We start from the raw sequence: 20,955 nt of genomic DNA, 5'->3' as shown, positions 1-20,955 counted from the left end.
GCCTCAATTAAAGTAAAAATCAAACGGGGGGTTTCAGTCCGATGAGGTCCATAGCGTTCGCCGACTTCCTCATCGGTGTGGGAATTCTGTTTGTGCTTGAAGGTCTGATGTTCGCGGCGAGCCCGGCCTGGATGCGCCGGGCGATGAAGAGCGCGCTGACGACCCCGGACAATATTCTCAGGGCGGTCGGCATCGGCTCGGCGGTTGCGGGCCTGGTCCTGATATGGGTGGTGCGGCGATAGGGGTAGCTCACCGTCATTCCGGGGCGATGCAAGGTATCGAACTACAATGTGCAATATTGCTCTTCTGAGGTCTGGTGCTTGCGCACCATCCCGGCATGACGGGTTCAAATCACCCGCCATATCAACGCCATCGTGAGTTCCTGCGGCTGTTTTTCGCCGAAATGCTGGGCTCAAACGCTTGCACGGTCACCCCGTTCGGGCGCACTGTGGACGTCAAATTCCGCCCATTTTCGAGAAGAGAGAGCTGATATGACCGTTGTGACCCCAGCCCTGAGCCTGCGCCCGCTGATGGCCGCGATCTGCCTCAGCGCCAGCCTTGGCGCGGCAAGTGTCTTGACCGCAGCGCCTGCGCTGGCGCGCGGTCCCGACGGTATCGCTGACGTTGCCGAGAAAGTCATCGATGCGGTGGTCAATATCTCGACCTCGCAGACCGTCGAAGCCAAGGTTGGCGCCGGCGTTGAGGGCAGGGGCGCGACGCCGCAACTGCCGCCGGGCTCGCCGTTTGAGGAATTCTTCGATGACTTCTTCAAGAACCGTCGTGGTCCGGGCGGCGGTCCGAGGGGCGGCGATATGCAGCCGCACAAGACCAATTCGCTCGGCTCCGGCTTTATCATCGACACCTCGGGTATCGTCGTGACCAACAATCACGTCATCGCGGACGCCGACGAGATCAACGTCATCATGAACGACGGCACCAAGATCAAGGCCGAGCTGGTCGGCGTCGACAAGAAGACCGACCTTGCCGTGTTGAAGTTCAAGCCGGTGAAACCCCTGGTCGCGGTGAAGTTCGGCGATTCCGACAAGCTGCGCCTCGGCGAATGGGTGATCGCGATCGGCAATCCGTTCAGCCTCGGCGGCACGGTGACGGCCGGCATCGTCTCGGCGCGCAACCGCGACATCGCTTCGGGACCCTATGACAATTACATCCAGACCGACGCCGCCATCAACCGCGGCAATTCCGGCGGCCCGCTGTTCAATCTCGACGGCGAAGTGATCGGCGTCAACACACTGATCATCTCGCCGACCGGTGGCTCGATCGGCATCGGCTTTGCGGTACCCTCCAAGACCGTGGCCGGCGTGGTCGATCAGCTCCGGCAGTTCGGCGAGCTGCGCCGCGGCTGGCTCGGCGTCCGCATCCAGCAGGTCACCGACGAGATCGCCGAAAGCCTCAGCATCAAGCCCGCGCGCGGCGCGCTGATCGCCGGCGTCGAGGACAAGGGCCCGGCGAAGCCCGCCGGCATCGAGCCCGGCGATGTCGTGGTGAAATTCGACGGCAAGGACATCAAGGAGCCGAAGGACCTGTCGCGCGTCGTCGCCGACACCGCCGTCGGCAAGGAGGTCGATGTCGTCATCATCCGCAAGGGCGAGGAGCAAACCAGGAAGGTCACGCTCGGTCGCCTCGATGACAGCGACAAGCCCGTGCCGGCCGCGATCAAGTCGCCCGAATCCACCGAGAAGCCGGTGACGCAGCGGGCCCTCGGCCTCGATCTGGCGACGCTGAGCAAGGATCTGCGCAGCCGCTACAAGATCAAGGACAGCATCAAGGGCGTCATCATCACCAATGTCGACGGCACTTCCGACGCCGCCGAAAAACGGCTTAGCCCCGGCGAGGTCATCGTCGAGGTGGCGCAGGAAGCGGTAAGCAACGCCGCCGACGTCAAGAAGCGTGTCGACCAGTTGAAGAAGGACGGCAAGAAATCCGTGCTGCTGCTGGTGTCGAACGCCGACGGCGAGTTGCGTTTTGTGGCGCTGAGCGTGCAGTAGCCTTCATGGTCATTGCCGGGCAAAAGCACGAAGCGCGTCTTCGCGTGAGATAACCCGGCAATCTATCGCTTTCGCAAGAATCTTTTGAAGATTGATGGATGCCCGGATCAAGTCCAGGCATGACGACTGTGGATACGGCCGCGCGCTGCGTCGTCAACCCCGCGTTCGCGGGGACGACGTGGAGAGATTATCCCCCGACGAACTCGTCCCTTCGATACCCCTGCGCATACAGAAGCGCGGTGAGGTCGCCGTAGTCGATCCGGGCCGCGGCGGCGGCGGCCACCGCCGGCTTGGCGTGGTAGGCGACACCGAGGCCCGCGTGCTCGATCATGCCGAGGTCGTTGGCGCCGTCGCCGACCACCAAGGTGTCGATGTCGTCGAGGTCGAAGGACTCAGTGAGCTCGATCAGGGTTGCGAGTTTGGTGGCGCGGCCCAGAATCGGCTCGGCGACCTCGCCGGTCAATTTGCCGTCCTGAACAATCAATTGATTGGCGCGGTTTTCCTGAAATCCGATCATCGCGGCGACCGAATTGGTGAACAGTGTAAAGCCGCCCGAGATCAGGCAGGTCCAGGCGCCATGGGCGCGCATGGTCGCGACCAGCTCGCGGCCGCCCGGCGTCAGTGTGATGCGATCTTTCAGGACATTGTCGACTACGCTGACGGGCAAGCCCTTGAGCAGCGCCACGCGCTCGCGCAGCGCCGGTTCGAACGCGATCTCGCCGCGCATCGCGCGCTCGGTAATGGCGGCAACATGCACCTTGAGGTCGGCAAAGTCGGCGAGCTCGTCGACGCATTCCTGGCCGATCATGGTGGAATCCATGTCGGCGAGAAAAAGCTTCTTGCGCCGGAACCCCTGAGGCTGCACGACAATGTCAAAAGGCAGGTCGCCGCGCGCCTCGCGCAGGCGGTGTTCGATGGCGCGGATATCCTCCTCGTTGCCGGTGAAGGGGATGTCGGCGGCCACTTCGTCGAACAGCCATTGTGCCGGTCCGGCCGATGGCAAAATGGCGCGCGCGCCATCGATCACCGTGCTATCGAGCGCGGGATTGGCGGGATTGCAGATGAGTGTGGCGACCAGGGACATGCAGTGAATTCGCAACCGGAGAACAGCAACGCCGTGCTTATCGCAGGGCCGACCGCCAGCGGCAAGTCGGCCCTGGCGCTTGAGTTCGCGAAAAAAAACGGCGGCGCCATCATCAACACCGATTCCATGCAGGTCTATCGCGATCTCAGGATCATCACGGCGCGGCCGGCGCCGGAACAGGAGGCACTGGTTCCGCACCTTCTCTATGGTCACGTCGATGCCGCGGTGAATTTTTCCGCAGGAAGCTGGGTCGTGGATGCCGCCAAGGCATTGTCTGAAGTGCGCGCACAAAACCGGCTGCCGATCTTCGTCGGCGGCTCGGGCCTCTACTTCAAGGCGCTGACGCGCGGACTGTCGGCGGTGCCGCCGATCCCGCCGGAAATACGCGAGGCCGTGCGCGCGCGGCTGGAGCGCGACGGCGTCGATGCGCTGCACGCCGAGCTCGCGCGGCGCGATCCGGCTGCCGCCGAGCGTTTGAAGCCGCGCGATCGCACCCGCATCGCCCGCGCATTGGAAGTGATCGAGGCCACCGGTCGTTCGCTGTCCGACTGGCACCGCGACGGTCTGCCGCCGCTGCTGCCAGAGGGAACATTCTGCGCGCTGTTTCTCGAGCCCGATCGCGATGCACTTTACGCGCGGATCGACGCGCGCTTCGATGCGATGTTGAAGGCCGGCGCGCTTGAGGAGGTCGAGCGATTGGCCGCCCGACAACTCGATTCCCTCTTGCCGGCGATGAAGGCGCATGGCGTGCCGGCGCTGATGGCGCATCTGAAGGGCGAGATCACGCTTGAAGCAGCGGCGGGAATCGGCCGCGCCGACACCCGCCATTATGCCAAGCGGCAGTTTACCTGGTTCCGGCATCAACTGCCGGAATTTGCCTGGGTGAAGCCAGAGGCGGCGGAGGAGTGGCTCGACCAGCTCCGCGCCAGTTCTCGTTGAGCCGTCATGGCCGGGACAAGGCGGGCATGACGCGGCTATGGTTGGCGCCCGCATGGCTGTACACCCCAAATTCACGCTCGCCGAACGCCGGGAACCCGGCTAAGCTCAGAATCGAGCGTTGATTTCTGCCCTTGGCTTGACTTTCGAGGCTCGGGCGGTATGTTCGCGCAACCTTTGGGAAGCTTGAGCGGTCCTATGCGTAATAAAATTACCAAACTGCTTATCGTCGTCGTACCCAGGCGCACCGCCGGGGATGGCTAGAAGCCATCCAAAATCGGGCGGTGTGCATGGGGCCTCTTTCGGGCCCCTTTTTATTTTCCAAACAATCCACCTCTACCCTCGACCTCCAAACCAAAAAGCCGCGTGAGAACAGCGCATCCGGAGCCAGCCATGAGCGACAAGAGCCACGATCCGAACCAGATGACGGGAGCCGCCATGATCGTGCGCGCGCTGATCGATCATGGCGTCAAGCACATCTTCGGCTATCCCGGCGGCGCGGTGCTTCCGATCTATGACGAGATTTTCCAGCAGAGCGAGGTCGAGCACATCCTGGTGCGGCACGAGCAGGGCGCCGGCCACGCCGCCGAGGGCTATGCGCGCTCGACCGGCAAGCCCGGCGTGGTGCTGGTGACCTCGGGCCCGGGCGCCACCAACATGGTGACGCCGCTGACCGATGCGCTGATGGATTCGATTCCGCTGGTGTGCATCACCGGACAGGTGCCTACCCACCTGATCGGCAACGACGCATTCCAGGAATGCGACACCGTCGGCATCACCCGGCCCTGCACCAAGCACAACTGGCTGGTGCGCGACGTCAAGGATCTCGCCAAGGTGCTGCACGAGGCGTTCTATGTCGCGAGCACCGGGCGTCCCGGTCCCGTGGTGGTCGACGTGCCAAAGGACGTGCAGTTCGCGACCGGCACCTATCACCCGCCGCGCAAATCCGACGTGCATGTGTCGTATGCGCCGCGGGTCAAGGGCGACGCGACCCAGATTCGCAAGGCGGTGGCATTGCTGGCCTCCGCCAAACGCCCGGTGATCTATAGCGGCGGGGGCGTCATCAATTCCGGCTCCGAAGCCTCGAAGCTGCTACGCGAGCTCGTCGAATTCACGGGCTTTCCGATCACCTCGACCCTGATGGGGTTGGGGGCCTATCCGGCGTCGGGCAAGAACTGGCTCGGCATGCTAGGCATGCACGGCACCTACGAGGCCAACATGGCGATGCATGACTGCGACGCCATGCTGTGCGTCGGGGCGCGCTTCGACGACCGTATCACCGGGCGCACGGACGCGTTTTCGCCGGGCTCGAAGAAGATCCATATCGATATCGACCCGTCCTCGATCAACAAGAACATCCGCATCGATATTCCGATCATCGGCGATGCCGCCAATGTGCTCGGCGATCTGCTGCAGGTGTTCAAGGCCGAGGCGAAGAAACCGGATATCCGCACCTGGTGGCAGGAGATCGCGAAATGGCGCGCGCGCAATTCGCTGTCGTACAAGAAGAACAGCGATATCATCCTGCCGCAATTTGCGATTCAGCGGCTGTTCGAGGCTACCCGCGGGCGTGACGTCTACATCACCACCGAAGTCGGCCAGCACCAGATGTGGGCGGCGCAGTTCTTCGGCTTCGAGGAACCGCACCGCTGGATGACCTCGGGCGGCCTCGGCACCATGGGCTACGGCCTGCCGGCGGCGCTGGGCGTGCAGGTCGCGCACCCCGACAGCCTGGTGATCGACATCGCCGGTGACGCGTCGGTACAGATGACGATGCAGGAGATGTCGACGGCGGTTCAATATGAATTGCCGATCAAGATCTTCATCCTGAACAACCAGTATATGGGCATGGTGCGGCAGTGGCAGCAGCTGCTGCACGGCAACCGGCTGTCGCATTCCTACTCCGAGGCGCTACCGGATTTCGTCAAGCTCGCCGAAGCCTTCGGCTGCGTCGGCATTCAGGCGATCAAACCCGGCGATCTTGACGGCGCGATCAAGGAGATGATCAGCGTCAAGCGCCCGGTGCTGTTCGATTGCCGGGTGGCGGCGCTGGAGAATTGCTTCCCGATGATTCCCTCGGGCAAGGCGCACAATGAAATGCTGCTGCCGGCGGAAGCCAACGACGAAGCCACCGCCGCGGCCTTTGCCAGCGGCAAGGCGCTGGTGTGATGGTGAGAAACGCCCATGTTTGACCTTGGCCAATTGGAACGTGCCCATGGCGTCGTCGGCGCGGCGATGCCGCCGACGCCGGCGCATCGGTGGCCGCTGCTTTCCGGGCGACTTGGCGCTGATGTTGTCGTCAAGCACGAGAACCACACGCCGACCGGCGCCTTCAAGGTGCGCGGCGGGCTTGTCTATCTCGAACGCCTGAAGCGCGAGCGGCCCGGCACGGCCGGCATTATCTCGGCAACCACAGGCAATCACGGTCAGAGCCTCGCTTTCGCGGCGAGCCGCTACGGCGTGCCGGCCACGATCTACGTGCCGCACGGCAATTCGGTCGAGAAGAACCGCGCGATGCGCGGGTTCGGCGCCAAGCTGGTCGAACATGGCGCGGATTTCCAGATTGCCCGCGAAGAGGCAGGTCGCCGCGCCAGCCAGGACGGGCTCGAAATGGTGCCGTCCTTCCATCCGGATCTGGTTCTGGGGGTTGCGACCTACGCGCTCGAATTGTTCAGGAAGGCCAGCGATCTCGATATTCTCTATGTGCCGATCGGACAGGGCTCGGGTATTTCTGGCTGCATCATGGCGCGCGACCTGCTCGGCCTGAAAACCGAAATCGTCGGCGTGCAGTCAACGGAAGCGCCATCTTATGTGCTGTCGTTTGCGGCCGGCACGGTGGTGACGACCGAGAGCAGCAATACGCGGGCCGACGGCATGGCGACGCGCGTCCCCGACGCGGATGCGCTGGCGATCATCCGCAAGGGTGCCTCGCGGATCGTGCAGGTCACCGACGGCGAAATAGCCGCGGCGATCCGCACCTACTGGACCGACACCCACAACCTCGCGGAAGGCGCCGGCGCCGCCCCTCTCGCCGCAGCCCTTCAGGAGAAAGCAAAAATCCGCGGCAAGCGCGTGGGCCTCGTTCTGAGCGGCGGCAATATCGATTTCGACTTGTTCAACCGATGGGTTGCTGGCGAGGCCGTCGCCAGCGACAGGGTGATGGTGTGAGGGTGTTAGACACAAATTCGACGGTCATCGTCCGGCTTGACCGGACGATCCAGTACGCCGCGGCGTCTCGATCGTTCTCGGGCGTCTCCGGGATACCGGATCCCCGCTTTCGCGGGGATGGCGAGAATTGCGGTATGACGACGAAAAGGACAATGGGGACCTCAAAATGAACCAGCCCGCCTCCGCCTACTTCATGGAAGAGCGTCACGATCCGAGCGAGTCCCATACGCTGTCGGTGCTCGTGCAGAACGAGCCGGGCGTGCTCGCCCGCGTCATCGGGCTGTTCTCGGGGCGCGGCTACAACATCGAAAGTCTCACCGTCTCCGAGACCGAGAACCAGAAGCACGTCTCGCGCATCACCATCGTCACGACCGGCACGCCGATGGTGATCGAGCAGATCAAGCATCAGCTCGACCGCATGGTCCCGGTCTATCGTGTCGTCGACATGACTCTGACCGGGCGCTCGATCGAGCGGGAGCTGGCGATGGTGAAACTGCGCGGCACCGGCGAGCACCGGGTCGAGGCGCTGCGGCTGGCAGAAGCCTTTCGCGCCCGGGTGATCGACGCCACCACTGAAAGCTTCGTGTTCGAGATCACCGGCAACTCCGCCAAGATCAACCAGTTCATCGACCTGATGCGCCCGCTCGGCCTGGTCGAGGTTTCGCGCACCGGGGTCGCCGCGATCGGGCGCGGGGCCGAGGGGATGTGAACCATGCTGGCGCGCGACTGGTATTACAATGAACGGCGTCGGCTCGGGCTCGATTCCGCTGTCGCGTCGATCTACGACCGCCATGACGACAGCGATTTGCGCGCCCGCGCCGCGCTGACCATGCTGGGGGTGCAGCGTGGCTGGCAGGTCGCCGACATCGGCTGCGGCAATGGCGTCCTGGCCTGCGAAGCCGCGCAGATGGGCGCCGAGGTCGACGCCATCGATATCTCGCCGGCCATGCTGACGCTCGCCGGCATCCAGGCCAAGGACCGCAACGTCGCGATCCGCACCCAGCCCGCCGGTCTCCTGAGCTTTGCCTATAAGCCCAATTCGTACGACCTGATCGTGAGCGAATTCACGCTGCATCATCTGCCGGATTTCTGGAAAGCCGTGGCGCTGTCGCGGATCTTTTCGGCGCTCAAGCCAGGCGCGAATTTTTATCTGCGCGACATTGTCTTCGTCAGCACGCCGGACGGCGTGGAGCGCGATGTGGAAGCGTGGGCCGATTTCAGCATCAAGAACCACGATTTCGACCGCGACAGCGTCGTCACGCATATGCGCGACGAATATTCGACCTTCGGCTGGGTGATCGAACGCATGCTGACCGATGCCGGTTTCACGCTGATCTCGGTGGATTATCACGCGCCGCTGCACGGCACTTACCTGTTGCGGAAACCGAAACACGGCGAGCAGGGCTAGCCACGTCGATGAAGCCCGCCGACGTTTTCCTGGCTGTCCTGGTGGCGGTCACCTGGGGTCTCGGGTTCGTGGCGAGCCGGCTGGCGCTCGACGAACTCTCGCCCGCGTTGATGACGGCGATGCGTTTTGCGATCGCGGCCGTGCCGTGCCTGCTCGTGCGCCGGCCGAAAGTGTCATGGACGGTGCTGATCGCGATCAGCACTACGCTGTTTCTCGGGCAGTTTCTGGCGCAGTCCTGGGCCATTGCGCACGGTGTGCCCGTCGGTCTTACCAGCGTGATCGTTCAGAGCCAGGCGCTGTTCACGGTGGCATTTGCCGCGCTGGCGTTCCGCGAGATTCCCAGGCGCCTGCAGGTGACCGGCATCGGCGTTGCCGCGATCGGCCTAGTGATGGTCTGCGGAACCGTCGGCTTCGATTTCAGTGCCGGCGCCTTCGCCGTGCTGTTGATCTCGCCGGTCAGCTTCGCGATCGGCTATCTGCTGCTGCGGCAGGCGCGGGACGTGCCGATGTTCGATCTGTTCGCATGGCTCTGCCTGGTGCCGCCGCTGCCGCTTATGGCGTTGGCGCTTGCCGTCGACGGGCCGCAGGCGACATGGCAATCGCTGTGGCAGATGTCGCTGACCGGCTGGGCCAGCATGCTCTTCGTCGGTGCGATCTCCACCTGCGTCGCCTATTGGCTGTGGGGACGGTTGCTGCGGGATCATACGGCCGCGCAGGTAGTGCCGTTCGCGCTGCTGGTTCCGTTCGTCGGCGCGGCGGCATCGAACGTCGTGTTCGGCGAAACCTTCGGGCCGCTGCGGCTGGCCGGCATGCTCACCGTGGTCGGCGGCATCGCCGTGATGCTGCTGTCGAAGCGCCCCCAAGCCATGCCGAAGATCGCGTGAGGCAACATCATGTCGCACTCGCTGCTGATCGCCTTTTTCGTTTTCGCCGCCGTGATGTATTTCACGCCGGGGCCGAACAATATCATGGTGCTGTCGTCGGGACTGACTTACGGCTTCCGTCCCACATTGCCGCATATCGCCGGCATCACGGTCGGTTGCGCGTTCATGGTGGGGGCAGTGGGTCTCGGCTTCGGGACCATCTTCGTCGCCTATCCCGTGCTGCAGACGATCCTCAAATATGCCGGGGCGGCCTATCTGATCTATCTGGCCGTGGCGATCGCGATCTCGGAGCCGGTCACGCCGGGGCAGGACCATCGGCGTGGCCCGATGACGTTCTGGGGCGCGGTGCTGTTCCAATGGGTGAACGTCAAAGGCTGGGTCATGGTGATCGGGACCATTACCGCCTATGCCGGCATTGCCAGCTTCCCCTGGAACATCGTCATCCAGGTGGTGCTGTGCCTGCTGCTGGGGGTGGCGGCTCCCTCGATCTGGGCGCTGTCCGGCAGCTCGCTGCGCGCGCTCATGACCTCGCCGAGGGCGGTGCGGGCCTTCAACCTCGTGATGGCCGTGCTGCTGCTGGCCTCGCTCTACCCGGTCTTCATGGAGGCATGATGAGCAGCCGCGCCATGCAGAAACGGGTTTCCCCTGAGCGGGAAAATGCTCTAGACAACGCCGGAAATTCGCGGGCGCCCGGCGGGCTTACCCACCTGAAAGCCTGACCCATCGGCCGATTCCGGCCCCCTCAAGAGGAAACCACCATGCGTGTTTATTATGATCGCGACGCCGACCTGAACCTGATCAAGGGCAAGAAGGTCGTCATCGTCGGCTATGGCAGCCAGGGCCACGCCCATGCGCTGAACCTGAAGGATTCCGGCGTCAAGGACGTCGCCATCGCGCTGCGCAAGGGGTCAGCCTCCGCCAAGAAGGCGGAGACCGCCGGCTTCAAGGTGATGGAAGTCGCCGAGGCCGCCAAATGGGCTGATCTGGTGATGATGCTCACCCCCGATGAATTGCAGGGCGATATCTACCGCGAGCATCTGCACGACAACATGAAGAAGGGCGCGGCGCTGGTATTCGCCCACGGCCTCAACGTGCATTTCAATCTGCTCGACCCGCGCCCCGATCTCGACGTGCTGATGATCGCCCCCAAGGGCCCCGGCCACACCGTGCGCTCGGAGTATCAGCGCGGCGGCGGCGTGCCCTGCCTGATCGCGATTGCCAAGGATGTCTCCGGCAATGCCCATGACCTCGGCCTGAGCTATGCCTCGGCGATCGGTGGCGGCCGCGCCGGCATCATCGAGACCTCGTTTAAGGAGGAATGCGAAACCGACTTGTTCGGTGAGCAGGTGGTGCTGTGCGGCGGCCTGGTCGAACTGATCAAGGGCGGCTACGAGACGCTGGTGGAAGCCGGCTACGCGCCCGAGATGGCCTATTTCGAATGTCTGCACGAGGTGAAGCTGATCGTCGACCTGATCTATGAAGGCGGCATCGCCAACATGAACTATTCGATCTCCAACACCGCCGAATACGGCGAATACGTCACCGGCCCGCGCATCATCACCGACGAGACCAAGAAGGAGATGCGGCGGGTGCTCGCCGACATCCAGGGCGGCAAATTCGCCCGCGACTGGATGCTGGAGAACAAGGTCAACCAGACCTCGTTCAAGGCGACCCGCGCCAAGCTCGCCCAGCACCCGATCGAGGAAGTCGGCGCCAAGCTCCGCGACATGATGCCGTGGATCAAGAAGGGCGCGCTGGTCGACAAGACCAAGAACTGAGGCCTGATCCACGGTCAAGATGCGAGATCGCGCAGGCGCGATCTCGATGATCAAGAAGGGCGGGCTGGTGGACAAGACCAAGAACTGAGGCCTGATCCGCGAGCCGAGCTGGAAGACATGCCAGGAGATTGAGACGGCGTGCTCAGTTGGCGCGCCGTTGATCCCTGAGGCTTTTAAGAAACCTATTTCTCGATTTTGCTGTGAACCTGCCAGAAGCGCGCGGTGCGCTGGGCGGTATCCGTGGACAACCGGCCGTAGTCGCTCCGGGCCAGCTTCAGGGTTTGTTCCGAGATCGGCCGCTGCAGCGGCCGATGCCGCAGGATCGATTCGACTGTCGCCCAGCCCAACCCGGCGGATTTACAGGGAATGAGGATGAGGTCGGAGCGGGGTCCTTCCAGCAGTCGCGCCATCATGCCGGTCGGCACGTTGTTGAGAATGGCGAGCGCGGCGGCCACTTCATCGAACTTCCCCGTCTCGGCAAACTTGATGATGGCCGCATCGTCCAGTTCGTTCAGCTCCTTCATGAGCTTTACCAGCGCTTCGACGCGGCTGAAGTCCCGCGCCGGCGGGACTTCCTCCTCCGCCGCGCTGGCGATCGTCTGCAGGACCCGCTTGATCTCTTCCTGCAGGCGGGAAGGCGCGATGGCCATCAGCCGGGCGCGCACGGCGTCAGTCGCGCGTCGCAGCAGGTCACGGAGGAATTTGAGCGGAAGGTTGATGCGAAGCCCGAGGATTTCAACCAGCTCATCGTCGGCGTCGGCATGGGCGACCATGCCGGAATAGCCGGCATCCGAAAAGCGCGCGCTCGCGTTACCGGCAAGTTTTCGGATTACCGTGCGCTGGCCGCGATCGATAATGACGTCGGTGACGGCTTCCGGCAGGTCGGTGCGGCCGGAGATGGCGAGCAGGTGATCCTGGCTCTTTGTGCTCGCGATCTCGACGAGAACCTCGGTCGAGAGACGGCCGGATTTGGTCAGCACGGCTCCTGCGACGGCAATCGCGTCGTCCCGCGCCAGTTGCTCGATGATTTGCGGCGGTGCGTAGTCGAGCGGCGCCAGGCGCGCGCTGAGTGCGGCCCTGGCCCGGCTTTCGACGCGGGCGATGAGCAGGCACAGCACGTCGTCAAAGACCTTGATTTGATCGCCGTTGAGACGCTCTCCCTCATTCAGCAGGAGATCTGTCACCTGTCGAAGGGTGTCAACCCGTCTCTCCCGCGAGCCACTCCTCACGGCGTCTTCGAGTTCGTCGATGATGGAATGAACCGGCTGTTGCACTGTCGTTCCGGAGGGCCTGCTAGTGATCCGCAACAGTGGCCGCCGTGCCCTACGCTCGCGTTAATGCAGCCATCCGTAGAAATACGGGATGCGCGATCACGCAGGACCGACGGCGTGACGATGCCGCGTCCGGGCTGGGTGCCGCGCATGGCCCGGACGAGCGTCATGGAGAGACCTTCGCGGCAAGGGGGCAAATGCCGTGTGTCAAAAAACACCCTGGCCGGCTGAACTTGGACAGGCACAAATCGTCAACAGCGGCGGGGTTTTTCCCCCCTTCGCCGATTGCGCAAGACCCCGTTCGGGTTACAAATGGTCCGCCGCGCCTCTGGGAGCTGGAGTCAATCATGCAATCTGTCGTCATTACCGGAGCCTCCACCGGCATCGGCTGGGCCACGGCGAAGCTCCTGCTGACCCGCGGATTTCGCGTGTTCGGCAGCGTACGCAAGCAGGCCGACGCCGACCGCCTCAGAAGCGAATTCGGGGCGAATTTTACCCCGCTATTGTTCGACGTGACCGATGAAGCCGCGGTGCTGGCGGCTGCCCGCGAGGTCCGCGCCGCGCTGAATGGCGAGACGCTGGCGGGGCTCGTCAACAATGCCGGCATCGCGGTGGCCGGACCGGTGATGGGGCTCGCCGCCGATGAATTCCGCCGCCAGCTGGACGTCAACGTGATCGGGCCAATCATCGCCACGCAAGCTTTCGGTCCGCTGCTCGGCGCCGATCCGTCGCTGAAGGGAGCGAAGGGGCGGATCGTGATGGTCAGCTCGGTCGCCGGAAAGAACGGCAACCCGCTGCTGTCGGCCTATTCGGCCTCCAAGCACGCGATCGAGGGCCTGTCGGAGAGCCTGCGCCGCGAAATGATGCTGTTCGGCATCGACGTCATCATCGTGGCGCTAGGCGCGGTGAAGACGCCGATCTGGAGCAAGGCCGAAGAAGCCGACATTTCCGGCTACAGGAATTCGCCGTTTTTCCCGGCGCTGGAGAAAATCCGTAAATTCACCCGGCAGCTCGGCGAAAACGGATTGCCGCCGGAAAAGATTGCCGAAGCGATCGTGGACGCCCTGACATCGGCGAGCCCAAAAGTGCGCTACTCGATCACGCCGGATCCGATGCGGCACTTCATCACGGCGGTGCTGCCGAAGCGGATGGTCGACAGGATCATCGCCAGGCGTCTCGGATTGATGCCGCCGGCATGAGTCCGGCGAATCTGCGTTGTCATCTCCGGCGATCAGGAATTGTTTGATGCCGATCCATATCTGCAACACATGCGGCACCTCCTACCCGGAAACGCCCGAACCGCCCTCCGGCTGCCCGATCTGCGAAGATGAACGGCAGTTCGTGCCGCGCGGCGGACAGCTTTGGACAACGCCGGAGCGGCTTTCGGGCGGACACGCCAACGCCTGGCGGCGGCTGGAAACGGATCTGTTCGAGATCCATACCCAACCGGGTTTCGGTATCGGCCAGCGCGCGCTGCTGGTGCGGACCCCCACGGGGAATGTTCTGTGGGACTGTATTGCGCTCCTGGACGACGCGACCGAAACGCTGGTTCGCGCACTGGGCGGCCTCGTCGCGGTCGCGATTTCACATCCGCATTACTATACCTGCATGCAGGATTGGGCGCGTGCCTTTGACTGTCCTGTCCACCTGCACGTTGCCGACGCCGATTGGGTGATGCGTCCCGATCCCGCGATCCGCCATTGGGATGGCGAGACGCTGGAGATCGCGCAAGGCGTGACGTTGCTGCGGCTGGGCGGCCATTTTCCGGGCGGCACGGTGCTGCATTGGGCTGATGGCGCCGATGGGCGCGGCGCGATCTTGAGCGGCGACATTGTGCAGGTAGCGGCGGACCTCAGCCGCGTGTCATTTCTCTGGAGCTATCCGAACATGCTGCCGCTCGCAGCAGCGACGGTGCGCCGTATCGCCGACACCCTGGCGCCGTGGCGGTTCGACCGGATCTGCGGTGCCTTCCCCGGGCGGCAGGTGATGTCCGGCGGCGCCCGCGCGGTAGAGCGTTCGGCGGCGCGCTATGTTGAGCTTTTGCAGGCCGGGCCATCATAAAGCGGCCCGGTGAGCAACCGGCGGTTACCGATTCTGTTGCGCCGGGATGACGTTTCCCTTACATTTTTATGACACGCCGCAGGCTCCGGCTGCGCCGTGCGTCTCCTGGTCGTCGCCAGCCAAGGCCAAAGGGTCTGCCGGGTTGCAGTTGCGTCCCAAACCCATGGCGATCCCGCCAAATTCAGGACCCTCCGCTGCCGCCGCCTCGACCGGCCTTGCCGCGGTCGGAATCTGGCGGCTGCTGGCGGTCGCCGCGCCCCATCTGGCGGCGCTGGCCGTGATGCTGGAGACCGAAACCGACTTCACTTCGCGCGCCGGGTTTCTGCTGTCATGGGGAATTCTGAACTTCTTCTGGATCGCGCTATTGCGGCGTCCGGCGCTGTCGGGCGCGCTGTCGCTGACGCTAGTCGTGGTGCTGATCCTGCTGTCGCGGCTCAAGCACGATATTGTGCAAATGACCGCGAACTTCGTCGACCTGATGGTGATCGACCGCGACACCGCGGCGTTCCTGTTTACGATCTTTCCCAATCTGCGCTGGTCGGTGATAGCGACCGCCCTCGTCATCGTCCCGTTGATGTATTCGCTGTGGTGGCTCGATCCGTTTCGTATCCGCCGCCTGCCGGCGCTGGCCTGCCAGCTCGCCTGTCTGGCGGCGCTGGTCGGATTTTCCATCGTATGGCCGGATGAAGCCTGGCGCGGCTACTATGACGACGGCTACCTGTCGAAATTTTCCCGTTCGGGCGTCACCGCCGTGTCGGATTTCATCCATTACGGATTCATGGAATCGGACGCGGTCGCCACCTCGCGTCTGAAGATGCCACTGCTGGATTCCTGCAGCCCGGTGGGGCGGCGGCCGAACATCATCATGGTTCACGATGAGTCCAGTTTCGATATTCGGCAGGCGGGTGGCGTCAAGGTGCCCGCGGGCTACGGCAGGCATTTCAAGTCGTTCGACGGCGTCGAGCGCAAATTCCTGGCCGAGAGCAATGGCGGCCCGAGCTGGTTCACCGAATACAACGTGCTGGCCGGATTGTCGTCACGCTCGTTCGGCCGGTTCGCTTATTTCGTCACCCGCATCGCGTCGGGCCGCGTCGAACGCGGGCTGCCGCTGGCGTTGCGCCGCTGCGGCTACGACACGATTTCGCTCTATCCCGCCTTCGGCGCGTTCATGAGTGCGCGCAGTTTCCAATTGACCACCGGCATCCAGCATTTTTACGACGCGCATGATCTGGGTGCCAGGGATGTCGAGCCCGACAGCTTCTTCTACGATAAAGCATTGGGCCTGATGTCGCAGCACTCCCCTAAAACGCCGCTGTTCATGTTCGTCTATCTCGCCGCCAATCACTTCCCCTGGGAGACTCGGTTTCGTCCCGATCTGATGCCCGCCTGGCGCGATCCCGGCAACGAACCGGTGGTCGATGAATATCTGCGCCGGCAGGCGATGAGCACCGACGACTACACCGCATTCGTCGCAGGGCTGAAAAAGAAGTTTCCGGCGGAGCCGTTCCTGATCGTGCGCTATGGCGACCATCAGCCGGAATTCTCGCCGCATGTGCTCGATCCCGATCTCGATGAGGCCGGTGTCGGCAAGAAGCTGGAGAATTACGACCCGCGTTATTACGCGACCTATTACGCGATCGACGCGATCAACTTCGAGCCGGTCAAGAGTCCCGCCGTCATGCAAACGATCGACGGGCCCTATCTGCCGCTGGTGATCCAGGAAGCCGCCGGCATCCCGCTCGATTCTTCGTTCGAGGAGCAGAAGCAGATCATGTTGCGATGCGAGGGCCTGTTCTATTCCTGCAAGGATGGTGCGGAGGCCCGACGCTTCAATCGATTGCTGATCGACGCCGGGCTGATCCAGGGATTGTAGGGTTCCCGGCGCAGCAGGCCGCAACACCGCGACGAAATATCTCCTGATCGGCGGCATCCTGGCGACGGCGTTGACGTGAGCCCGGGAAACAGGGGGCAAAAGCGGGAACGTCGTCGCAAGGTCGACGTCATTCACCGGCTGCCGAAGACTTTGGTAAGGTTAAAGGACGATAGGCATCTTTCTTCCCTCTTTCGTTAAGCTGGCGCCACTAGGCAATGGGCCTGTTGTCCCAGGGGATCTCTGCCGTGTCGACCGAAAGGTTTCTCAAGCAGCGCGCCGTCAATATCGCGGTGAACGGGCACTATACGCTCCCGAACTGGTATGATCCGCAGGGAAAGCTTCGCACCTTCGCCTGCCGCACCACGCGTGTTTCGCCATACCGGATGATGGTGGACGTGCCCGTCGTCGGCAAGGTTGGCGACAGCCTGACATCGTATTTCCGTGATTTCGGCAAGCTCGATGGCCACATCAGCGACACCAGGCCCGGCGGTTTTCTGCTCGAACTCGACGTGAGCTACGCCACGCGGGAGAGGCTCTCGAACAAGCTCACCTGGCTGGAAGAGAAGCAGAAAGATCCCGCGATCATCGATCTGCGAAGACATCCGCGCGTGGTCCCGGCCCAATCGCATTCGACGCTGACCCTGGCCGACGGCGCGATCCATACCTGCTTTATCATCGACATGTCGGCGACTGGAGCCGCGGTCTCCGCTGAACTGCAGCCGGAGATTGGCACGCCGCTTGCCGTCGGGACCTGCGTCGGTCGCGTCACGAGGATTTTTGCCGGTGGCTTTGCGGTCAAATTCGTCGAGAAGCTGAACCAGAACGACCTCGACCGCTTTATCGCCCGGCCGATAACCGGGTCCGCTTCCGGTGCCGCGAAGGCTGTGTCCGAGCCCGATGAATCCCTTGTCGAGAAGATGGACGCCTAGAAGCCGCTGTCCTGGGGTGGTTCGGGTGTAAAGCGGATCGTAATGGTCGCGGTCTGGCAGGAAGACGGCACGGATGCCGGCAAGCTCGATGGTCGGCTGATCCGGATTAATCGCGACCAACGTGCCGGCGCGCAAATCATTGGCGTCAATGAATGCCGGCTGGCAGATCACGTCCAGCCCCACGATCGCGGCGGCCCGCCGCGCGTCGCTAACGGCGCGCAGATTGCCTGAAACCTGAACGCCGATCCCGCCGGTGCATTTCCCGACCGCAACCCGCGGGTCTGATCACGGCCGATGGCGATCGGTTCAGCTATTGCCTCAAGCGCGATTGATTGGACAAATGGGGCTGCGCGCTATAACCGCCCGCAATCAACCCTGTGGTCTGAAATCAATGCGTGGAAAGAGGCCCGACATGAGAAGACGCTGCATCGCCGCCCTGATTACCCTGATGGGTGTCACCATCTCCGTCGCGGCCCTGGCTGCGGATGAGAGCCGCGCAAAAATGATGCAGGCGGCGGCCCTGGCGGTGCGCTCGGTTATCGATAACGAACGCGTCACGGTCTGGGACACGACGGGCGAACTTCCCGCCGCCGCCCACGACTTCGTGGCCATCTCTTTGGCCCAACCCGGCAATGCCGTCTTCGGTCACGCCAGCGACACGGTCGGCACGGCAGGGTCACGCACCGTGATCATCGAATTGAAGGACCATCCGGTGGCCCCGATTCCAAATAATTCCGGCTATCCCGATGCCTATCCCCGGCCTCACATCGAGAAGATTCTGGAAAACGATCGCGTCATCGTCTGGCGTTATCGCTGGAACCTAGGCGAACCCACACCCATGCACTTCCATGACAAGGATGTTGTGGTCGTGTACCTGGAGGACACAGCCCTGAAATCGACCGAGCCGGACGGCAGAAGCATTCTGAATGAATACAAATCTGCCGACATCCGATTCAACCGGCGCGACCGCACCCACACCGAGCTCCTGGTTCGAGATGCGGGAAGTGCTGTCATCACCGAGCTGAAGTAGAAACCGCCCGTCAGGACGCGATAAAGTACCTGCCGCTGTCCCCTGAGCGACGTCGGGACAGCGGGTCAGGGCTCGCCGTGCCGCGAGCCTGACAGGTCGGCAAAGTCGGACCGGGACGCTGAGATTTTAGCTGAGCGGTAGCCAGACGATGCCGCAGGGGCTGTTACAACGGGTACAGTGAGCCGGCTGGCCGAAGGTGTTGGCCAATTCCCATTCCTGCGATTCATTGCTCCATTGGGCGGTCGCCTGGGCGATGATGTCGTCAGATTGGCAGTGCGAGCAGACCGGCGTCGACCGTGTCGCTGGCGACGACTTGCGCCGGTTGACGATTGGGGCTGGCTCCTGGGTCGAATTATGCGTTGAATTGAATGGATTGAGAAGCAAAGCGTGTGTCATGCTATTTCCCGTTGAGGTCGGGCTGGACGCAGCCCTCGTCACCGCCTGAACTTACCGCCGAGATGACGAGTCTGTCTCCAACGCGTCGTACTGCGCTGTGGATTACGATGATATCGGCCGAGGCGGCGGGAGTCTTGCTCGACCAGGTCCTTGCATGCAAAAGAACCGGTCCTGGTGCTTTCGAAACACACTTCCGCAAGCGCACCCCATGGCTTAAGAGCGGCCGAAACGTTCTCTCCAGCCGCGCGTGCACATGATTCGACTTGACAATATCAGCAAGCAGATCGGCCACCAAATTCTCTTCATCGAGGCCTCCGCGGCGCTCCTGAGGGGTGAGAAGGTCGGCCTGGTCGGCCCTAACGGCGCCGGCAAGACGACGCTGTTCCGAATGGTCACGGGCCAGGAGCAACCCGATGAGGGCCAGGTCGCGGTCGATCGTGGCGTCACCATCGGCTATTTCAGCCAGGACGTCGGCGAGATGTCCGGCCGCAGCGCCGTGTCCGAGGTGATGGACGGCGCCGGCCCGGTCAGCGCCGTGGCTGGCGAGCTGAAGGAGCTTGAGGCCGCGATGGCGGACCCGGCTCGCGCCGATGACATGGACGATATCATCGCGCGTTATGGCGAGGTGCAGCACCGCTTCGAGGAGCTCGACGGCTACGCACTGGAGGGCCGCGCGCGCGAGGTGCTGGCGGGTTTGAGCTTCAGCCAGGAGATGATGGATGGCGACGTCGGCGCGCTGTCGGGCGGCTGGAAGATGCGCGTCGCGCTGGCGCGTATTCTCCTGATGCGGCCCGACGCCATGCTGCTGGACGAACCCAGCAACCACCTCGATCTCGAGAGCCTGATCTGGCTGGAGCAGTTTCTGAAGGGCTATGAGGGCGCGCTTTTGATGACCTCGCACGACCGCGAGTTCATGAACCGCATCATTACCAAAGTGGTGGAGATCGATGGCGGCTCCTTGACCACCTTTTCCGGCAATTACGAGTTCTACGAGGCACAGCGCGCGCTGAACGAGAAACAGCAGCAGGCCCAGTTCGAGCGTCAGCAGGCCATGCTGGCGAAAGAGATCAAATTCATCGAGCGCTTCAAGGCGCGCGCCTCGCACGCGGCGCAAGTGCAGAGCCGGGTCAAAAAGCTGGAGAAGATCGAGCGGGTCGAACCGCCGAGGCGCCGCCAGACCGTCGAGTTCGATTTTCTCCCCGCGCCGCGCTCCGGTGAGGACGTCGTGAGCCTGAAGCGGGTGCAGAAGGGCTACGGCAATCGGATGATCTATGACGGGCTGGATTTCATGGTCCGCCGCAGGGAGCGCTGGTGCGTGATGGGCGTCAACGGCGCCGGAAAATCCACGCTATTGAAACTGGTGGCGGGCTCCACGCCGCCGGACGATGGCACGGTGGCGCTCGGCGGCAGTGTGAAGATGGGCTACTTCGCGCAGCACGCCATGGATTTGCTCGACGGCGAACGCACCGTGTTCCAGTCACTGGAGGATGCGTTCCCGCAGGCAGGGCAGGGCTCGCTGCGGGCGCTGGCCGGCTGCTTCGGATTTTCCGGCGATGACGTCGAGAAGAGGTGCCGGGTGCTGTCGGGCGGCGAGAAGGCGCGGCTGGTGATGGCGAAGATGCTTTTCGACCCGCCGAATTTCCTGGTGCTGGACGAGCCCACCAACCATCTGGACATGGCGACCAAGGAGATGCTGATCAACGCGCTGTCCGAGTTCGAAGGCACCATGTTGTTCGTTTCGCACGACCGGCATTTCCTGGCAGCCTTGTCGAACCGGGTGCTGGAATTGACGCCCGATGGCATTCACCAGTATGGCGGCGGCTACACCGAATATGTCGCGCGCACCGGCCATGAGGCGCCGGGCCTGCACAGCTAGCGCTGGTCATCGTCGCGGTTTGGGAACGGTTGCGACGAGATGGTCCAAAAGAAAGCGGCCCGCCACAGCGGACCGCTTAAGAGTTTAAAGTCTGCCGAGCAGCAACAAAATCAGCAGAATGACGATGATCAGGCCCAGGCCTCCACCGCCATAATATCCGGTGCCATAGAAGGGGCCGCCACCGATTCCGCTAAAGCCGCCAAGCAGAGCGATTACAAGAATGATAAGTATAATTGTCCCAATCGACATTTTCGT

General features: G+C 63.1%; 20 protein-coding genes. 17 read left to right on the top strand and 3 right to left on the bottom strand.

Features of this window, described 5'->3' with window-relative positions; all coding sequences use genetic code 11:
• Nucleotides 1-41 precede the first annotated feature (41 nt).
• The gene (locus tag E8A46_RS22420; RefSeq protein WP_291565942.1) at nt 42-242 is read left to right on the top strand and encodes a DUF2065 domain-containing protein; all 201 of its coding nucleotides are present in this window, start codon (nt 42-44) and stop codon (nt 240-242) included.
• 288 nt (nt 243-530) lie between these two features.
• Nucleotides 531-2,006 (top strand): Do family serine endopeptidase, encoded by a 1,476-nt coding sequence (locus E8A46_RS22415; protein WP_291566066.1) that lies wholly within the window; start codon nt 531-533, stop codon nt 2,004-2,006.
• Between the two features lie 187 nt (nt 2,007-2,193).
• On the opposite strand, the gene serB is transcribed toward E8A46_RS22415, so the two are convergent.
• Nucleotides 2,194-3,090 (bottom strand): phosphoserine phosphatase SerB, encoded by an 897-nt coding sequence (gene serB, locus E8A46_RS22410; protein ID WP_291565940.1) that lies wholly within the window; start codon nt 3,088-3,090, stop codon nt 2,194-2,196.
• A 3-nt stretch (nt 3,091-3,093) separates the two neighbouring features.
• Between serB and miaA the strand changes: the two genes are divergently transcribed.
• From miaA to ilvC, 8 genes are all read left to right on the top strand, one after another.
• Entirely contained in the window at nt 3,094-4,029 is a 936-nt protein-coding gene (miaA, locus tag E8A46_RS22405) for a tRNA (adenosine(37)-N6)-dimethylallyltransferase MiaA (RefSeq protein ID WP_291565938.1), read from the top strand.
• Nucleotides 4,030-4,419: 390 nt separating this feature from the next.
• Nucleotides 4,420-6,195: an acetolactate synthase 3 large subunit gene (locus E8A46_RS22400; RefSeq protein ID WP_291565936.1), complete on the top strand. Its 1,776-nt coding sequence runs from the start codon at nt 4,420-4,422 to the stop codon at nt 6,193-6,195.
• 15 nt (nt 6,196-6,210) lie between these two features.
• Nucleotides 6,211-7,194, top strand: coding sequence for a threonine dehydratase (locus E8A46_RS22395; protein WP_291565934.1), 984 nt, complete (start codon nt 6,211-6,213; stop codon nt 7,192-7,194).
• A gap of 166 nt (nt 7,195-7,360) precedes the next feature.
• A complete protein-coding gene (gene ilvN, locus E8A46_RS22390; RefSeq protein ID WP_291565932.1) occupies nt 7,361-7,903 on the top strand; it encodes an acetolactate synthase small subunit in 543 nt (180 codons plus the stop codon).
• Nucleotides 7,904-7,906: 3 nt separating this feature from the next.
• Nucleotides 7,907-8,602 (top strand): class I SAM-dependent methyltransferase, encoded by a 696-nt coding sequence (locus E8A46_RS22385; protein ID WP_291565930.1) that lies wholly within the window; start codon nt 7,907-7,909, stop codon nt 8,600-8,602.
• 8 nt (nt 8,603-8,610) lie between these two features.
• The gene (locus tag E8A46_RS22380) at nt 8,611-9,486 is read left to right on the top strand and encodes an EamA family transporter (protein WP_291565928.1); all 876 of its coding nucleotides are present in this window, start codon (nt 8,611-8,613) and stop codon (nt 9,484-9,486) included.
• A gap of 9 nt (nt 9,487-9,495) precedes the next feature.
• Entirely contained in the window at nt 9,496-10,098 is a 603-nt protein-coding gene (locus tag E8A46_RS22375) for a LysE family translocator (RefSeq protein WP_291565927.1), read from the top strand.
• Nucleotides 10,099-10,244: 146 nt separating this feature from the next.
• Nucleotides 10,245-11,264 carry a ketol-acid reductoisomerase gene (ilvC, locus tag E8A46_RS22370; RefSeq protein WP_291565925.1) on the top strand — a complete coding sequence of 340 codons (1,020 nt, stop codon included), beginning with the start codon at nt 10,245-10,247 and terminating at the stop codon, nt 11,262-11,264.
• Nucleotides 11,265-11,446: 182 nt separating this feature from the next.
• Here ilvC and E8A46_RS22365 read toward each other — a convergent pair whose 3' ends face one another.
• Nucleotides 11,447-12,448, bottom strand: a complete 1,002-nt coding sequence (locus tag E8A46_RS22365; RefSeq protein ID WP_291565923.1) for a DUF2336 domain-containing protein — start codon at nt 12,446-12,448, stop codon at nt 11,447-11,449.
• A 434-nt stretch (nt 12,449-12,882) separates the two neighbouring features.
• Here E8A46_RS22365 and E8A46_RS22360 point away from each other — a divergent pair, with 434 nt between their 5' ends.
• From E8A46_RS22360 to E8A46_RS22330, 7 genes are all read left to right on the top strand, one after another.
• Nucleotides 12,883-13,734 carry an SDR family oxidoreductase gene (locus E8A46_RS22360; RefSeq protein ID WP_291565921.1) on the top strand — a complete coding sequence of 284 codons (852 nt, stop codon included), beginning with the start codon at nt 12,883-12,885 and terminating at the stop codon, nt 13,732-13,734.
• Between the two features lie 46 nt (nt 13,735-13,780).
• Nucleotides 13,781-14,596, top strand: a complete 816-nt coding sequence (locus E8A46_RS22355; RefSeq protein WP_291565919.1) for an MBL fold metallo-hydrolase — start codon at nt 13,781-13,783, stop codon at nt 14,594-14,596.
• A gap of 163 nt (nt 14,597-14,759) precedes the next feature.
• Entirely contained in the window at nt 14,760-16,469 is a 1,710-nt protein-coding gene (locus tag E8A46_RS22350) for a sulfatase-like hydrolase/transferase (RefSeq protein WP_291566064.1), read from the top strand.
• A 245-nt stretch (nt 16,470-16,714) separates the two neighbouring features.
• A complete protein-coding gene (locus E8A46_RS22345; RefSeq protein WP_291565917.1) occupies nt 16,715-17,398 on the top strand; it encodes a PilZ domain-containing protein in 684 nt (227 codons plus the stop codon).
• Nucleotides 17,399-17,440: 42 nt separating this feature from the next.
• The gene (locus tag E8A46_RS22340) at nt 17,441-17,629 is read left to right on the top strand and encodes a hypothetical protein (RefSeq protein ID WP_291565915.1); all 189 of its coding nucleotides are present in this window, start codon (nt 17,441-17,443) and stop codon (nt 17,627-17,629) included.
• 181 nt (nt 17,630-17,810) lie between these two features.
• Nucleotides 17,811-18,428, top strand: coding sequence for a hypothetical protein (locus E8A46_RS22335; RefSeq protein WP_291565913.1), 618 nt, complete (start codon nt 17,811-17,813; stop codon nt 18,426-18,428).
• Nucleotides 18,429-19,077: 649 nt separating this feature from the next.
• Entirely contained in the window at nt 19,078-20,700 is a 1,623-nt protein-coding gene (locus E8A46_RS22330; protein WP_291565911.1) for an ABC-F family ATP-binding cassette domain-containing protein, read from the top strand.
• Between the two features lie 84 nt (nt 20,701-20,784).
• Here E8A46_RS22330 and E8A46_RS22325 read toward each other — a convergent pair whose 3' ends face one another.
• Nucleotides 20,785-20,949 carry a DUF3309 family protein gene (locus tag E8A46_RS22325; protein WP_291565910.1) on the bottom strand — a complete coding sequence of 55 codons (165 nt, stop codon included), beginning with the start codon at nt 20,947-20,949 and terminating at the stop codon, nt 20,785-20,787.
• Nucleotides 20,950-20,955: the final 6 nt, after the last annotated feature.

The organism is Bradyrhizobium sp. (assembly GCF_004799445.1).
Taxonomy (GTDB): Bacteria; Pseudomonadota; Alphaproteobacteria; order Rhizobiales; family Xanthobacteraceae; genus Bradyrhizobium.
This window is presented reverse-complemented; position numbering and strand designations above follow the sequence as displayed.

Excerpts from the sequence above, each read along its gene's own strand:
- E8A46_RS22420 (WP_291565942.1), top strand. The coding sequence starts at position 42 with ATGAGGTCCATAGCGTTCGCCGACTTCCTCATCGGTGTGGGAATTCTG.
- E8A46_RS22415 (WP_291566066.1), top strand. The coding sequence starts at position 531 with ATGGCCGCGATCTGCCTCAGCGCCAGCCTTGGCGCGGCAAGTGTCTTG.
- serB (WP_291565940.1), bottom strand. The coding sequence starts at position 3,090 with ATGTCCCTGGTCGCCACACTCATCTGCAATCCCGCCAATCCCGCGCTC.
- E8A46_RS22400 (WP_291565936.1), top strand. The coding sequence starts at position 4,420 with ATGAGCGACAAGAGCCACGATCCGAACCAGATGACGGGAGCCGCCATG.
- E8A46_RS22395 (WP_291565934.1), top strand. The coding sequence starts at position 6,211 with ATGTTTGACCTTGGCCAATTGGAACGTGCCCATGGCGTCGTCGGCGCG.
- ilvN (WP_291565932.1), top strand. The coding sequence starts at position 7,361 with ATGAACCAGCCCGCCTCCGCCTACTTCATGGAAGAGCGTCACGATCCG.
- E8A46_RS22385 (WP_291565930.1), top strand. The coding sequence starts at position 7,907 with ATGCTGGCGCGCGACTGGTATTACAATGAACGGCGTCGGCTCGGGCTC.
- E8A46_RS22380 (WP_291565928.1), top strand. The coding sequence starts at position 8,611 with ATGAAGCCCGCCGACGTTTTCCTGGCTGTCCTGGTGGCGGTCACCTGG.
- E8A46_RS22375 (WP_291565927.1), top strand. The coding sequence starts at position 9,496 with ATGTCGCACTCGCTGCTGATCGCCTTTTTCGTTTTCGCCGCCGTGATG.
- ilvC (WP_291565925.1), top strand. The coding sequence starts at position 10,245 with ATGCGTGTTTATTATGATCGCGACGCCGACCTGAACCTGATCAAGGGC.
- E8A46_RS22360 (WP_291565921.1), top strand. The coding sequence starts at position 12,883 with ATGCAATCTGTCGTCATTACCGGAGCCTCCACCGGCATCGGCTGGGCC.
- E8A46_RS22355 (WP_291565919.1), top strand. The coding sequence starts at position 13,781 with ATGCCGATCCATATCTGCAACACATGCGGCACCTCCTACCCGGAAACG.
- E8A46_RS22350 (WP_291566064.1), top strand. The coding sequence starts at position 14,760 with ATGGCGATCCCGCCAAATTCAGGACCCTCCGCTGCCGCCGCCTCGACC.
- E8A46_RS22340 (WP_291565915.1), top strand. The coding sequence starts at position 17,441 with ATGGTCGCGGTCTGGCAGGAAGACGGCACGGATGCCGGCAAGCTCGAT.
- E8A46_RS22335 (WP_291565913.1), top strand. The coding sequence starts at position 17,811 with ATGAGAAGACGCTGCATCGCCGCCCTGATTACCCTGATGGGTGTCACC.
- E8A46_RS22330 (WP_291565911.1), top strand. The coding sequence starts at position 19,078 with ATGATTCGACTTGACAATATCAGCAAGCAGATCGGCCACCAAATTCTC.
- E8A46_RS22325 (WP_291565910.1), bottom strand. The coding sequence starts at position 20,949 with ATGTCGATTGGGACAATTATACTTATCATTCTTGTAATCGCTCTGCTT.